The 15,304-nt window shown below is 49.9% G+C and carries 16 protein-coding genes; 9 read left to right on the top strand and 7 right to left on the bottom strand.

What is annotated here, in order from left to right:
* The first annotated feature begins 231 nt into the window (after positions 1-231).
* The 3 genes from BMW93_RS24540 (at position 232) to BMW93_RS24550 (ending at position 3,403) form a co-directional block, all read left to right on the top strand.
* Positions 232-1,860, top strand: a complete 1,629-nt coding sequence (locus BMW93_RS24540) for an ATP-binding protein (protein WP_090382565.1) — start codon at positions 232-234, stop codon at positions 1,858-1,860.
* Complete coding sequence (locus BMW93_RS24545; protein WP_090382567.1) at positions 1,853-2,266, top strand: response regulator; 414 nt, start codon at positions 1,853-1,855, stop codon at positions 2,264-2,266. The genes BMW93_RS24540 and BMW93_RS24545 overlap by 8 nt, the downstream gene beginning before the upstream one ends.
* Positions 2,267-2,440: 174 nt before the next feature.
* Positions 2,441-3,403, top strand: a complete 963-nt coding sequence (locus tag BMW93_RS24550; RefSeq protein ID WP_229240773.1) for a glycosyltransferase — start codon at positions 2,441-2,443, stop codon at positions 3,401-3,403.
* A gap of 66 nt (positions 3,404-3,469) precedes the next feature.
* On the opposite strand, the gene BMW93_RS24555 is transcribed toward BMW93_RS24550, so the two are convergent.
* From BMW93_RS24555 to BMW93_RS24565, 3 genes are all read right to left on the bottom strand, one after another.
* Entirely contained in the window at positions 3,470-4,372 is a 903-nt protein-coding gene (locus BMW93_RS24555; protein WP_090382572.1) for a DMT family transporter, read from the bottom strand.
* Positions 4,373-4,912: 540 nt separating this feature from the next.
* Positions 4,913-5,557 (bottom strand): SCO family protein, encoded by a 645-nt coding sequence (locus BMW93_RS24560; protein WP_090382576.1) that lies wholly within the window; start codon positions 5,555-5,557, stop codon positions 4,913-4,915.
* An 82-nt stretch (positions 5,558-5,639) separates the two neighbouring features.
* Positions 5,640-6,032 carry a hypothetical protein gene (locus BMW93_RS24565; RefSeq protein WP_229240775.1) on the bottom strand — a complete coding sequence of 131 codons (393 nt, stop codon included), beginning with the start codon at positions 6,030-6,032 and terminating at the stop codon, positions 5,640-5,642.
* Positions 6,033-6,214: 182 nt separating this feature from the next.
* Between BMW93_RS24565 and BMW93_RS24570 the strand changes: the two genes are divergently transcribed.
* The 3 genes from BMW93_RS24570 (at position 6,215) to BMW93_RS24580 (ending at position 7,705) form a co-directional block, all read left to right on the top strand.
* A complete protein-coding gene (locus BMW93_RS24570) occupies positions 6,215-6,799 on the top strand; it encodes a TetR/AcrR family transcriptional regulator (RefSeq protein WP_090382578.1) in 585 nt (194 codons plus the stop codon).
* Between the two features lie 77 nt (positions 6,800-6,876).
* Positions 6,877-7,287, top strand: coding sequence for an OsmC family protein (locus BMW93_RS24575; protein WP_090382580.1), 411 nt, complete (start codon positions 6,877-6,879; stop codon positions 7,285-7,287).
* Between the two features lie 211 nt (positions 7,288-7,498).
* Positions 7,499-7,705: a hypothetical protein gene (locus tag BMW93_RS24580; protein ID WP_090382583.1), complete on the top strand. Its 207-nt coding sequence runs from the start codon at positions 7,499-7,501 to the stop codon at positions 7,703-7,705.
* A gap of 20 nt (positions 7,706-7,725) precedes the next feature.
* On the opposite strand, the gene BMW93_RS35725 is transcribed toward BMW93_RS24580, so the two are convergent.
* Entirely contained in the window at positions 7,726-7,914 is a 189-nt protein-coding gene (locus tag BMW93_RS35725; protein ID WP_218147732.1) for a hypothetical protein, read from the bottom strand.
* Positions 7,915-8,123: 209 nt separating this feature from the next.
* Between BMW93_RS35725 and BMW93_RS24590 the strand changes: the two genes are divergently transcribed.
* Together BMW93_RS24590 and BMW93_RS24595 are read left to right on the top strand one after the other, a co-directional pair.
* The gene (locus BMW93_RS24590; RefSeq protein WP_090382589.1) at positions 8,124-8,624 is read left to right on the top strand and encodes a methylated-DNA--[protein]-cysteine S-methyltransferase; all 501 of its coding nucleotides are present in this window, start codon (positions 8,124-8,126) and stop codon (positions 8,622-8,624) included.
* Between the two features lie 178 nt (positions 8,625-8,802).
* Positions 8,803-10,392 (top strand): ABC-F family ATP-binding cassette domain-containing protein, encoded by a 1,590-nt coding sequence (locus BMW93_RS24595; protein WP_090382720.1) that lies wholly within the window; start codon positions 8,803-8,805, stop codon positions 10,390-10,392.
* Positions 10,393-10,456: 64 nt separating this feature from the next.
* On the opposite strand, the gene BMW93_RS24600 is transcribed toward BMW93_RS24595, so the two are convergent.
* The gene (locus tag BMW93_RS24600) at positions 10,457-12,361 is read right to left on the bottom strand and encodes a mucoidy inhibitor MuiA family protein (protein ID WP_090382592.1); all 1,905 of its coding nucleotides are present in this window, start codon (positions 12,359-12,361) and stop codon (positions 10,457-10,459) included.
* A gap of 163 nt (positions 12,362-12,524) precedes the next feature.
* On the opposite strand from BMW93_RS24600, the gene BMW93_RS24605 reads away from it, so the two are divergent.
* A complete protein-coding gene (locus BMW93_RS24605; protein ID WP_090382595.1) occupies positions 12,525-13,439 on the top strand; it encodes a pirin family protein in 915 nt (304 codons plus the stop codon).
* A gap of 89 nt (positions 13,440-13,528) precedes the next feature.
* Here the strand turns inward: BMW93_RS24605 and BMW93_RS24610 are convergent, their stop codons facing one another.
* Entirely contained in the window at positions 13,529-14,347 is an 819-nt protein-coding gene (locus tag BMW93_RS24610) for an AraC family transcriptional regulator (protein WP_090382597.1), read from the bottom strand.
* 15 nt (positions 14,348-14,362) lie between these two features.
* Complete coding sequence (locus BMW93_RS24615) at positions 14,363-15,250, bottom strand: oxidoreductase (protein ID WP_090382600.1); 888 nt, start codon at positions 15,248-15,250, stop codon at positions 14,363-14,365.
* Between the last annotated feature and the right edge of the window lie 54 nt (positions 15,251-15,304).

Consider the following 15,304-nt stretch of genomic DNA (forward strand, 5'->3'; position numbering starts at 1 on the left):
ATGCCAAAAGCCATTAATTTCACCCTCAACCTCAGGTCGATCGGCATTCAAAATCTCCTGATTGCTTTGCATTAGTTACAATTACCCCAAGGAATTAAAACTATTTTTACAAACCTGATTGAATAGTATTTTTACGGCAACCGATGGGCTAGTTTTGAAAAGCGGGGAGCGGTTGTTTGGCACGAGATTTATCGTTAATATTCGAATGGACCTCGCGTTAATTAACGATTCATGATCCCCGAAGCCGCGCAACTTCATGCCATTTCAAAAGACCGTATTCCGCTGTGCCGTACGGGTGCGGCGCTGTCCGATACCAGCCGGGCAGGATTGGCAGAGCAGGGGCTCCCGGAGCAGGTGGCGGATTTCTTCCGGGGGATATTCAGCACGTCGGAATGGCCCGCACGCTGGTATTGCGGTTCGTGGTCGGATTTCCATGGGTGGCTGTACATTATTTCGGACATTGTTATCTGGGCAGCCTACTTCCTGATCCCCATCTTTCTGGTCCGCTTCATTCTCAACAAAAAGGACATTCCTTTCCCTAAAACGATCTGGCTTTTCGTCGCATTCATCCTCTTTTGCGGTGCCACGCATTTGATCGACGCCCTGATATTCTGGGTGCCGGTGTATCGTTTCAGCGCGCTGGTGAGGTTTGCCACCGCCATCGTATCCATGGCAACGGTTTACTATTTGTTCAAAATCTTTCCGAATGTACTCCTGCTCCGTTCGGTAACCGATTTACAACACGAGATAGACGAACGCACCGCCGTGGAAGGCAAGCTGGCCGAAAGCGAGTTCCTGCTCACGGCCGCGAGCAATGTCGGCAAACTCGGCGGCTGGGAGTACGACCCCGCCACCGGCCAGTTCCGCTGGACGGCTACCTGTGGCATTATCATGGAGACCAACGAAGGGAACATTCACAATGAAACCGATTTTCTCCAATTCTTCCCCGAACCTTACCAGCTGATCATCCGCGCTGCACTGCGGGAATCCATCGAGTTCGGCCGCTCCTGGGACCATGAGTTGCAACTTACAACCCCGTCGGGTACCCGGAAATGGGTGCGGTTTTCGGCCACACCCTCGCTGAATGCCAGCGGGCAGGTCGGCAAGATCCGGGGGATTATCATGGACATCGACCGGTACAAGACCCTGGAACTCAAACTGGTAAAGTCGATTGACCAGATGGCCCAGAAAAATAGTCAGCTGCAAAGTTTCACCCACATTCTTTCCCATAACCTGCGGAACCATTCGAGCAATATCGCGCTGCTGGCCGATTTTGTCGACGAATCGACCCTTAGCAAAGACAACGAGGAGCTTTTTCAGAAGATCAAAACGGTGGCCAAACACCTGAACGGCACACTCGACGACCTTTCGCAGGTGATCAAGATCCGCGACAACCACCTGGAAGGCGAAAGACTTGATATCAAGGAGGTTACCGAGCAGGTCCTGGGTGTGCTCGACGAAAGCCTGCACACCAGCCAGGCGGAAGTAGGGCTGGATTTCAAGGAAAAAGAGATCGTATTTCCGCGCATTTACCTGGAAAGCATTCTGATGAACCTGATTTCAAATGGTATTAAATATAAAAAAGACGACGGGCACCCGGTGATCCAACTTCGGTTTTACCGCAACGAGAAAGGACTTAAAGTACTGGAATACAGCGATCAGGGAAAAGGTATCGATCTGTCGCTGCATGCCAACAAAATTTTTGGTTTATATAAAACTTTCCACAAACACGAAGATGCTCACGGAGTTGGCTTATTTTTGATAAAAAATCAGATCGAAGCCCAGGGCGGGAACATTCAGGTATTCAGCAAAGTCGACGCGGGTATTACATTTAAAATTACATTTAACGAAAATGCTTGAAATACTCTGCGTAGTAGACGACGACAAAATCTTCACTTACCTGCTGAAACGTATCATAGAAAAAGCCAAAATAGCCCGCGAGATTATCTTTTTTGACAACGGCCGCGACGCGCTCGACTACCTTACCAGCCATAAAGAAGACGCGTTGAAACTCCCCCAACTGATATTACTCGACATCAATATGCCCATCCTCGACGGCTGGCAGTTCCTGAACGAATACGGAAAACTGAAACCGGAGGTCCCCCAGCCTATTTCGATCTGCATGATGAGCTCTTCCTCTGAAGTGGAAGATTACAATCGGGCCATGGATTCGGGACATGTGATGGATTACCTGCAGAAACCCGTCCAGATACCTTCGCTGAAAGAAGTTACCGAGCGCGTGCTATCATTCCTTGGCCAAAAATAGCGCCAGAGTTGCTATTTTTGCCTTGCAACCAAACCACAATCCGCCCTGCCGTTCCGTATCCTGATAGCGCCGCTGGACTGGGGACTGGGACATGCCACGCGCTGCATCCCCGTCATCCGGTATCTTATTGAAAAAGGATGCGAGGTCACTATCGCTGCGTCCGGTGTTACGGCCGTGCTGCTGAAAGAAAACTTTCCCAACGTACCGCAGTTGCCGCTCCCCGGCTACCATATCACGTATAGTCGTAGCGGCGGCACTTTTGTCGCGAAAATTTTAGTCCAAATCCCGAAAATCCTGGGCGCCATCCGTCGCGAGCGGCAATGGCTCCGCGAAATGCAAACCACGCACCAATTCCACCTCGTGATCTCCGATAACCGTTACGGATTGAAGATCGACGGGTTGAAATCGGTGATCATGACCCACCAATTGCAGATCATGACGGGTTTCGGCACGTCGGCAGATTCCCTGATGCGCCGACTGCATTACCGCATGCTCGAAAAGTTCGACCAATGCTGGGTCGTGGATGAGCACGCAAACGGCGGACTGGCGGGCGCATTATCGCACCCGCGCGAGCTTCCTGGCCATGCGCGCTATGTGGGATTATTATCTCAATTACGGCCTCCCAAAACGTCCATACCGCCGCTGCACGACGGCATACTGGTCCTGCTTTCCGGCCCGGAGCCGATGCGGGGCATTTTGGAAGAAAAACTGCTTCAACAAGCCTCCACTGTGCCGGAGTACCACTTCCATATCATTGCCGGCAACCCCGCGGGAGACGTACGCACGCATTTGCCCGCGCATATAACCTACGTAACGCACGCGAACGCGAGCGAGCTTGCCCGTGCGCTCGCCCGTGCGCAACTGGTCATATGCCGTAGCGGCTACTCGACGCTGATGGACCTGGCTGTGCTGAAAAAAAAGGCATTACTCGTTCCCACGCCGGGGCAGTCGGAGCAGGAGTACCTGGCCAGGTATTCGGAGACGCAGGGCATTGCACTGTGCCGGCAGCAAGCGGAGCTGGATTTGAGGAAAGACATCGGCGAAGCATTGCATTACTCTGGTTTTACCCGCGGCGACTATGAACCACTGCAAATGCAGAATGTGATCGACGATTCGTTGAAATCGCTAAAAAACTAATGGTCGTATTCTCTGCCGTTACAACTCTACTAACGGGGCACCACACAATGTGGCGCCCCATTTTGTTTACTGCTGTGTACTCAATTCAGCCGTTCCCGCATTCCTGTGCGCGCGCATCACTTGCAGCATTTGCAACACTACCGACATTATGATCAGCGCCAAACCGAGGTAAAACGACCAGCGGAGCTCCTTGTTTTCGTGGTAAATCAAAATCGCGAGAATGATCGTGTAAACCGGTTCGAGGTTCAGGCTGAGGTTGACCGTAAATGCTGAAATGCGGCGTAGTACCTGCGTTTGCAGCATATACAATACCACCGTGCAGAAAAACGCCAGCACAACCAGATACCCCAGATCTGCACGGGAAAGCACGAGCGTCTCGACCGGGAAAAAGTAGAAATACAATGGCATGAGCGGGGTCAGCGCGATGGCCCCGCCGACCAGCGCGTACACCGTGGCCGTTTCGCTTTTAAAAGAATGCGCCAGCCGCTCATTCGTGATCGTGAAAAGCGACCCGAGCGCCGACGAAACGACGCCTAATGCGATGCCGGTGCGGTAACGGGAATCAAAACTAAAAATCAAGGCAATACCTGAAAGTGTGAGCAGGCTCAACAGCAATTCGGATAGCACAAAACGCTTGCGGTTGATCAGCGGCGAAAAAATGGCCGTAAAAAAGCCAACCAGTGAGAAACACACCACGCCGACCGAAATATTAGAATACTTGATACTCCCATAAAAGAAAATCCAGTGCAACCCAAGCAACAGCCCCGTGAGCGAAGTGCGGGTAAAGTCGCGGAATGAGATCCGTTCGAGCTTTTTGGTGGCTGCCAGGATAAGCAGCATCAGTACGCCCGCCAGCCATATGCGGTACCACGATAGCAGTCCTTCGTTTACAGTAATCAGTTTTCCGAAAATACCGGTAAATCCGGCCAGAATGATGGATATATGGAGCTTGATGAAAGCTTGTTTCATTGTATGATTTGTTCAAAAAGGTATTATAAAAATGAACTCCGGGCGCCGTGGAAAATAGCGCAAACCGGTTAAGCAGAACCCCGCGAGAGGATTAAGGCTCAACAACCTTCATGAACAATGGTAACAGGTATGGCAATATCGCCTCCCGAAGAACGGGAAGTACCAAACAGATTCCGGTCGTTTAGCCGATCAGGCTACCGGTGGAGGCGAAATGCTGAAAAGAAGTCTGGTATTGGACATAATATCGCGTATTGTCCGGCAAAAGTAAGGCAGTTTGTCCGGACGGCCAACGGAAAGTTTGTTTTTGTACCTGCAAAACAAAATGCCAGACCTGCACCGCAAGTCTGGCATTTTAACTTAAAAACTTCTCTTAATGCCGTGAGCGTACGGCCTTGCAATAGCCTCGTAATCTTCTACATAATCCCCTGCCAGCAACAAAATTTTCATCGACAAATGGTTTAAGGTTAGTGATTAAAGAAGTTGTACTACATTTAAAACTATGCGAAAAAAGGCCGTGCTGTTCCTGAAAAGGCCGATTCTTTACTTTTCATATTCTTTCAGCAGCGTACGGATGTCGCGGATGAGCTCGTAGGTACCGTCGTCGGTAGTGCCGTCGTACATGCCGCGGATGTGGCGGTCTTTGTCGAGCAACACAAAATGCCCGCTGTGCAGGAAACCGCCCGGCGATTTGGCATCCTCGGCCGCGGTAATGAGGTAGTGACGCTGCCCTATTTCGTAGATTTTGTCACGGTCGCCGGTCACGAATTGCCAGGTGGCATTGTTTACCCCGAGGTCGTTTGAATAGGTCTTGAGTACAGCCGGGGTGTCGTGTCCGGGATCGATAGTATGGGAAAGAATGCGTACGTCGGGCCGGTCTTTGATCTCATCGTACACTTTGAGCATATTCTTTTTCATCACCGGACAAATCGTCGGACAAGTCGTAAAAAAGAAGTCGGCGACATAGATTTTGTCTTTAAAATCTGCTTCCGTAACCGCCCGGTTATCCTGATTGGTAAATGAGAATGCGGGAATGGACGGGTAATCCGTTTCTTCAACGGTTTTACCTTCAACGGTCTTGACGATCGTCTGAGCTTCGCCCAAATAAGGCAATTTGCGGTCTTCGCAGGCAGTCAGCATAGCCGCTGCCAGCAAACCGACGATAATGATTCGGGTATGCACGCGCATAGAGTATTTTTTGAAAATAAAAGAAATGGAAGTTTTGGGCGCTACCGTCCGGTGCGCCGCTATCAGGTCGGGAAGTGGCTAACTAAGCCGCGGGAGGATGAAAAATATCCGCGCTCACCGTGCGGGAAAGGAATGGGGAAATGTAATCGAATGCTACCTCCAACTGCCCTTCAAAACGTTCGGGAGATTTGAAAATGAATAGCTTACCCGTATCCATGGCCTGAAAAAGCAGGTTCGCCATGAAAGTTTGCTCCGCCCGGCGCTCGTCCTGCTTTTTCGCATCGACGATTTTTTCGGCGAGGTAGCATTTACCCTCGCAGACGACGATCGGATTCTCGCGGTTCACGCAAAGGTTGGCCATGATGTACTCCTTCCGAAGCTCATAATCCAGGTACACCAACGGGATAACCCATGCTTTCACAAGCATCAGCAGCGTAAAGCCCAGGGTGATCCATTGTTTTCCGGAAGCTTTCAAGGGTTGAAATGCAGATTATAACACACCATAAACACGTCGCGAAACTAGTACCCAAACCCCGAGATACCAAATCGCCCCACCTTCATCCTCCCCTTGCTCCCTTCTTCCAAAAAAATATTTCTGTTTTTATTTTGTACCAATTAGTAAAGTATTATATCTTTGTAACATCAAACAAGGAGACAATGGCAGGCAGACCTAAAATATATGACGAAACAGCGATCCTGGACAAGGCGGTGGAAGTCTTTTGGGAGAAAGGATATGCCAACGCGACTGCCGACGACCTGCTCCATGCCATGGGAATCGGAAAAGGCAGTTTTTATTTTGCATTCAAAGGCGGCAAGGAAGAATTGTTCCGGAAATCCATGGAACGTGTCGTTGAGCTGAACTTCAAAGCCATCCGCGACGGGCTTGCAACCTGCACGGATCCGATACAGTTCATCAGAGATTTCTTTCTCTCGCTCACCGGTAACGAATCACCGGTTGGTAACAGAGGATGCTATTTTGGTAATGCGTTGATACAGGTTTCGGCCGACGATTCTGGCTTGAAAATGATAGCAGCGAAATACCTCCATTTACTGGAAGAAATATTCACGGAAGCCGTTCAGAAAGGCAAAGACCTGGGATTGCTTCAAACCGGAGAACCTGCCGGGGCGCTGGGCGCCTATCTGGTGAACCTCTGGAACGGAATCAACGTAACCCGGAGAATGGAAACGGACCAGCGCAAGCTCGCGGAACTGGTGCGCATGAACCTCACTATCCTGAACTGAAATTTTTTTAACCAATTTTGTACCATATAGTACAGTTTATTTTTAAACCATTTTTCAATTTTAAATTCTAGAAAATCATGAAACGCAAAGCAACAGCCGTATGGAATGGTGATATCAAAACAGGCGCCGGGCACATCACAACAGGCAGTACCGTCCTCAACCAAACACAATATTCGTTCAACAGCCGCTTCGCGGACGGCGTCGGCACGAATCCCGAGGAACTTCTCGCGGCCGCACATGCAGGATGTTTCACGATGAAACTCGACCTTGACCTTACGCAGGCCGGCTACACGGTGGATTCATTGGAAACACAGTCGGTTGTGACGCTGGATAATGGGAAAATCACTAAATCCGAACTGACACTGCAAGCCAAAGTGCCGGGTATTACGGAAGAAGAATTCCAGGTTATAGCCAAGGGAGCCGAACAAACTTGTCCTGTGAGCCAGGCATTTAGCTTTGAAATTGTATTGAATGCTACGCTGGTTTAATTAATCCGGCAATCCGAATGCACACCCGGCACCTGGTAATGATCCATGTGCCGGGTGTCCTTTTTTTACCGTTAGGTAACTGATAAGTTATTGAAATACAAATAAATACTACAAAAAAGTACTAAAATTGAGGGGTTACGGCGCTTTACAATCTCATGACAGATTTCCTACTTTTGTAACAGACGTAATCATTTACCAAACCACACTAGTTATGCAATCCTCGATCACCACCACTAAAAAGCAATGCAGCGGAAACCATTGGAGCTCCGCTATTCCCTCTCTGATTTCCACATCTATGGGCGGGGCCGTAATCGGCGGCAGCATTGCCCACATTTCCGGCGCATTGGCTGGCGGAGCATTTGGTATATTCATCGCTCTTTGCTCCGAATATCAAAACAGGAAGGATATCAATCATTGATTTGAATTGAATTGATAGATTTACTGAACTCGATTATCAGGGATGGTCTTGCTCCCAGAATCATCTTTGTATTGGCCGGATTGGGAAGTATCGCCTACCTGTTTACGTTCTGGTTTCAAAATCGCTTTATTCAGACGAATCTCCCCGATCTGATCAGCACAGGTTTTCAGATTGTGTCGATTACAAGCGGTTTCAAGCTGGTTCTGCATGTATTTACCGACTTATGCAGGCCAGATGCGATCATGGAAATGGACAAATTTTATACTGGCTACGGTGGTGTCGCGGTTTTATGGATTGCCATTACGACGCTGAAAAAACGGTTTCGAAGTCCAGACTGCTGATCCGTACCCGCTACTCGCATCCAATCCGAACCAATAAAATCCAGTTTGTTGTTGCATAATGACAAAACGCGACAAACATGGGTACCTGCTTCAAACAAATGGCCTCGCCAACGGGCACGCTTACGCTGATTGCCAGCGAAAAGGGATTGAGGGCGGTACTTTGGATGTATGATTCCAAAAAATCAAGTATTGACTGCGGCATAGAAGACCCAAGCCATCCCCTGTTGCTCGAAGCGGAGAGACAGTTAAATGAATATTTTGCCAAAAAACGTCAAACCTTCGAACTCGAACTCGATTTCATAGGCAGCGAGTTTCAAGTACAGGTCTGGGAAGCCATGCTCACAATCCCTTTTGGCGAAACCAGGACCTACGGCGACATTGCCCGGCAAATCGGGAATCCCGATTCGGTGCGGGCCGTGGGCGGAGCTGCGAATAAAAATCCGATCCCGATCATAGCGCCCTGTCACCGGGTGGTGGGAGCAAATGGGAAGTTGGTCGGCTTTGGCGGCGGATTGGAGAATAAAGCATTGCTGCTGGAACTGGAAGCCCCGTATCGTCAGACTACAATATTTGATTAAAAACCCACCGAATAGGTAACCGATAGTTAACCTATTACACTTTCAGGATTTCTTTTTACCTTTGCAACATTATTCACCAACCGGAAACACCAGGTGTAAGAGATCATTTCTTTCAGGAAAATAAATGCACGCGGCCGTGAAGGCGGCTGCTATTATTCATTCTCAAAAGAAATTTCTCATGCTTTTTCTTCAAGGTGTTACCTATGCACACCCGAACCGGAATGTGCTGTTCTCTGATATAAATCTTATTGTCAATAAACAGGACAAAATCGCCCTGATCGGCAACAATGGCGCGGGCAAATCGACTTTGCTAAGCATTCTGTCGGGAAAATTGAAGCCCACTTCCGGTAGCGCCGGGGCAGACTCGAAACCTTATTTCGTGCCCCAGCTTTTTGGTCAGTACAATGCGCTGACCGTCTCCGAAGCATTGGGTATCCAGGACAAGTTACTGGCGCTCAAAGAAATCCTGGAAGGGCATTTGACCGACATTAATCTCGAACTACTGGACGACGACTGGGGTATCGAGGAACGGTGCCAGGAGGCTTTCGCACATTGGCAATTACAAGGGATAACCCTTTCTCATCCCATGTCGGCGCTAAGCGGTGGTCAAAAAACGAAGGTATTCCTGGCAGGCATCATGATCCACGAACCGGACATTGTCCTGCTCGACGAACCTAGCAACCACCTCGACGCACCCGGCCGGGCGCTTTTATACGAATACATCCGTTCCACGGGCAATACATTGGTGGTCGTAAGCCACGACCGGATGTTACTGAATCTGCTTGGTACCGTCTGCGAGCTCGGCAAACGGGGCATCACCGTCTACGGCGGCAACTACGATTTTTACGCCGGGCAAAAAGCCATTGAAAACGAGGCATTGAACTTCGACGTAAAGGCGAAAGAAAAGGCGCTTCGAAAAGCCAGAGAAACAGAAAGGGAGTCGATGGAGCGGCAACAAAAGCTGGACGCGCGCGGGAAAAAGAAACAGGAGAAGGCCGGGCTGCCGACCATTGTCCAGAATGCATTCCGAAACAGCGCGGAGCGAAGTACCGCCCGAATAAAGGGCATACACGCCGAAAAAGTGGGCGGGATAGCGCATGAACTCAGCCATTTGCGCAGCGAACTTCCCGCAATCGATAAAATGAAGATCGATTTTGACAATTCTTCGCTGCATAAAGGCAAGATACTGATTTCCGCGTCCCACGTCAATTTCACTTACGACGATCAGCCGATTTGGGAGAAAAACCTTGATTTCCAGATCACCAGCGGTGAGCGCATTGCGATTAAGGGCGCCAACGGTTCCGGCAAAACGACGTTGATACGGATGATCCTCGGCGACCTGGAACCGGCGGTCGGCATTATCGAGCGGGCAAATTTTAAATCCATTTACATCGACCAGGATTACTCACTGATCGACAATGCTTTGACCGTCTACGAGCAGGCTCAAAAATTCAATTCGGGCGCGTTGCAGGAGCACGACATCAAGATCCGGCTGAACCGCTTTTTGTTTACCAGGGAATATTGGGACAAACCCTGCGCCAACCTCAGCGGCGGCGAAAAAATGCGCCTGATGCTCTGCTCGCTGGCCGTCGCCACACAAGCGCCGGATATGATCATCCTCGACGAACCGACCAATAACCTCGACATCCAGAACATCGGCATACTCACGGCGGCGATCGACGAGTACCGCGGCACGCTGCTCGTGGTATCGCACGACGCGCATTTTTTGCAGGACATCGGGATAGAAAGGGATATCCTGCTGGACTGACAAGATCCGGCAATCGAGCTACGAAAGCACCGGAGAATGCAGCGCGCTATCTGAAAATAGCGCCTCATTCTCTGGTCGCATAGCCACTTTTCGGATATTTAACGGCATACCGAAGGCTCAGTTCTTTGCTTTCACCCGCGGGCAACGAAAACGCCCAGGTCAGTTTACCCGTATTCTCATCCAATTTGGCGTCCGGGGCCGATTTGTCAAAAACTTCGACTTCCTTGCTCCGGGCTAGTGGATATTGATCTCTAACCACCACCTTAACCGGTATCGTTTTGGCATTCCGCAATGCAATGCGGTATGTACGGTTTTCGGTCACGTTATTTCCAAGGAACTGCTTTTTAGTATAGCTCTTTACCTGTTCACGCCGAACCGAAACCGATTTATCGACACCGAACGAAAGGCTGAGCGTGTCCGGCGCATTGGCCGGATCGAGGTGCGTTTTGCCGACATAACTGTTTTCCAGATACAGATTGACATCGCCCGGGAGCAGATTCAGGTTCGCCCACGAAGGCAGATAAGCATTTAAAAACACCCCCTGCCTTACTTTTGGAATGGCGAGGTATTCATAATAGCTGTCTGTAATTTGCTCCGTTTTCAAGTCGGCAATGTAAGTTTTCCCGTCGGACAGCAAAGTGTAAGCGACCGGAATTTCATAGGTTACGCTGGTAGGAGCCTCTCGTTCATTGATATTCAAACCAATAGACTCTTTTTTAACAACACTTGCGCTTGCGGCCCTGCCGTCCCGTGCGTTCCTTTTACTGCCTCCATAACCGACAACGACAACTTCTTCCAATGCATTCACATCTTCTTGCATAATGGCATCAATGCGTCGATCTGATATGGGTTTGGATTGTGTTTTAAATCCGATAAATGAAAAATCCAGCACACGCTGCGCCGCCGGCAGGTTAGCAGGGACCGATAACTGATAAAAACCATTGGCATCGGAAACCGCACCCACATTCTTTGCTTTGATTGTCACGGACACGCCCGGCAATGGCTCGTCCTGCCCGTCCTTCACAAACCCGCTGACCTCTGTAATGCTATTATCGCCCGGCAGATCGTCTTTCGTGGCCGCGCGGTATTGGCTATAATCATTCGGCAAGCCCCAGTACCATGTTCTCAACTCGGGCATCAGCGATTTGTCTTTTGGATTCGCAGAGGATAATATCAGTTTTACCTTTTTCCAGTCTTCGCCGGAGTATTGGTACATCCCGGCTTTAAACTGCAATGATAGCGGTGCCGACAAATCCGTCAGTTTTGCATCGTAGCTTGGGTACCAGCCTGCGTCGGCCACATAATAACTCAATTCCAGTTTTACCTGTGCTGCTTTCTTTGATGAAACCGTGACTATAATTTCCATAGTAGCCTTCTGCGAATCGGTAATGAGTGGCGAGAGTTCCTTTCCCACTACTTTGATACTGTCCTCCCACTTTTTAATATTGTCAGAGGTTTCAAGCTTCTTTTGCAGGACTTCAATCAGTCTTTTACGCTGAAAATCGATAGCTTCTTTTAGTTCCAATGTCTTCACAGCAACCTTATCACCACCCAGCTGCTGATTTTTAATGAGCATTTCCTCTTCCTGCTTGTAAATCTGCTCCATACCACGTTCGAAGGCTATCTTTTCTTTAATCGTCGTGCTCTTTGCTTCCAACTGCCTCATTGTCTTCGACTTTTCTCCTTCCTGATTGTAATTCATTTTGGGAAGAACCGACAATACGGTCAAGTCGGCCAGGCCGGAAAGCCGGATACTTTCCTTATCAAGTGAAGCCGATAAGCCTTTGAAAATCAATTCATGCGTCCCCTCGTCCAGCGATACAGAAATGTCCCTCGTTACCTCCGCGCCATTCCGGTAAATCGTGACCTGTTTGATGGTACTATTGACAATCTGTGTCTTTTGTGCATTCACCTGCCCAAGTGACACGAAAAAGGCTGAGATAAGCGTACTGAGAAAAAGTAGTCGCATGTTGGAGTTTTATAAAAGGTGAGTCGGGACTGCTATCACGGATATTGTTCAAAAAATAATCAAAAAAAGTAAAATACAAACACTTTAAGTAACCCTTACTTAACAAACGGCACTCTGCACTTATCCGGCATTCTCTTATCTTTAACCTCAAAAAAACACTGTCATGCTGGATATTGTAATCGAGGCCCGGAAGGCGGCAATCAGTGAGTCGGTGGTGGTGAAGCGGATACTGCCTTTCCGTCTCCGGCGAATGGTCGGGCCGTTTATATTTATGGACCATGCGGGGCCGCTGGGCACCGTTCCGGCCAATCCGTCGTCGATGGATGTGTTGCCGCACCCGCATATCGGGCTTTCGACGGTCAGTTATCTGTTTGACGGACAGGTTACACACCGTGATAGCACGGGCGTGCAACAGATTATCAAGCCCGGCGAAGTAAACTGGATGACCGCGGGTAGCGGCATTGCGCATTCGGAGCGTTTCGAAGATCCTGCGGCGTTGGCCGGCGGCCTCGAAATGATCCAGACGTGGGTGGCACTTCCCGAAAAAGACGAAGAATCCGCGCCTACTTTCAAGAACTACGCTAAAAACGAATTACCGGTATTTACGGATAAGGGCGTATGGATGCGGCTCATTGCGGGAGATGCATTTGGGTTATCCAACGGTGTCGAAACGCTTTCTCCTCTGTTTTATCTGCATGTGGTCCTGGAAGCCGGTGCGACATTCCGGATTCCCGATGGATATTCCGAACGGGCCATTTATCTGGTAAAAGGATCGGTGGAAACCGGAGGACATTTTTACCAGCCGGGACAAATGCTGGTTTTCAATAAAAACGGAGAGCCTGCTATCAAAGCGAGGGAAAACACGACGCTGATGCTGCTGGGCGGCGAACCGCTCGGCGAACGTTTCATATGGTGGAACTTCGTTTCGTCCCGGAAAGAGCGCATTGAACAAGCCAAGGAAGACTGGAAGCAAGGCCGCATTCAGCTCCCGCCTGCCGATGACCACGAATTTATACCATTACCCGAAGACTATTCGCGCCCGACAGGAGCCCCTCCCCGACCGGAGCCGCTTTCCTGAGATTTGCTATATATGTCAATAATGCCCTGCAACCGACTGATTACAGGGCATTTATTTTTAAGATAAAACTTAAACCTCTACTACGCCTGCTAGCCAGCCAACCTGGACGGCGGTACGCCAAACATCTTTTTAAATGCAAACGAGAAATGCGAAAGGTCTTCAAAACCGATTTCGAGGTACACTTCCGATGCTGCACGACCTTTTTCCTTGATCAGGTAATGCGCTTCCTGCAACCGCCGTTGCTGTAACCAGCGGCTGGGCGATGTATGGAATATATGTTCAAAATCGCGTTTGAATGTCGCCAGGCTGCGTCCCGTCAAATAAGCAAACCGGTTCATCTGCACATTGAAATGGAAGTTTTTGTTCATAAACGCTTCCAGGTCGATCTTGCCCGGCTCGCTGAAATCGAATAATATGTCTTTCATTACCGGTGACGAGCGCAAAAGGATCATAATAGCCTCCCGCTGTTTCAGGGCCTGCAAATCCGCGTCGATCAGCTGATCGTCCTCGCAGTAAGGCATCAGCGATTCCATAAAGCCCTTCAACAGGCTCCCGCCCTTCAATGCGACGATCGATCCGGCTTCCTGGCTTCGCGAATGATCGGCCTGGTAGCCGTGCTCCATCGCGAAACTTCTCAGCGTTTCCTGGTCGAGGTACACCGAAATGGATTTAAAAACACCATCTGCCGGGGGTTGTTTGACGAATTTAAGCAGTTGGTTGCGCCGGGTAAACCGGTAATCGCCCTCTTTGAAAACATACTCCTTTTCGCCGTTATTGATCGTAAGCCTCCCGGAAATCTGGTAGCTGAACACGTGCTCGGGCGCAAACTGCTCCCCTTCGCGGTTCCGCGTGAAATAGCAGGAATACGCGATGGGAGATTTTTGTTTGTTGGATTTCAGATCGGCCATGAACAAAGTTAGGAATTACGCATTCTTTTTAATGCCCGTGTACCACTTGCCCATCGACGTTTCCAGGAAATCCTCCGATTCGTGGTGGTCGGTCGAAAGGCTTACGTGCTCCCACGCTTCCATTTCCGCCGTCCGTGCCGCGTCGGCGCTCTTCAATATACCGATGGCCTCACTACCGAGTACGAGGTGCACAGGCGGCGCGGGGTGCGCCGCGAGGGCTACCATCACATCCGCTGCCCTTTCAGGATCGCCTACCGGGACGAATTTGCCGGATTTGAAATAATCGGTACGTTGGTTCACCATTTCATAGCCTTCGATCTCACGGGCGTAAGTCATGGACGCGCCGGCCCAGTCGGTACGGAAACCGCCCGGTTCCACGCTCGTCACGTGAATACCCAACGGCGCTACTTCTTTAGCCAATGCCTCCGTAAAGCCCCCTAACCCGAACTTGGCCGCCTGATACATCGTAAGTCCCGCATTACCCACCCGGCCACCTATCGAGCTGATCTGCAAAATGCGGCCGCTACCCTGCTTGCGCATATACGGCAACACGGCGCGGGTGATCTCGATCGGCGCGTAAAGATTTGTCTCCAACTGGCTGCGTACCTGCTCTTCGGTGTATGCCTCGGCTGCGCCGATAATACCGAAACCGGCATTATTCACCAGTACGTCGATCCGTCCGAAATGCGCCACGGCGTCGGCTACGGCGCGGTAAACCTGCTCGTAATCCGTCACATCGAGTGAGATGGGATAAATCTGATCACCATATTCCGCTACCAGTTCATCCAGTTGCGCGGTATTCCGTGCTGTGGCTACCAATTTATCTCCGCTTTTCAAAACCGCTTCTGCAAGGTTGCGTCCCAATCCGCGGGAGCTGCCTGTAATAAACCATACTTTTGTCATTGTCTTAGTGTTTTAAGTACAATACAAAAGTACCCGGTCCGCTTCGGTCCGGCT

Origin of the sequence: Dyadobacter sp. SG02, from assembly GCF_900109045.1 — a bacterium.
GTDB lineage: Bacteria > Bacteroidota > Bacteroidia > Cytophagales > Spirosomataceae > Dyadobacter.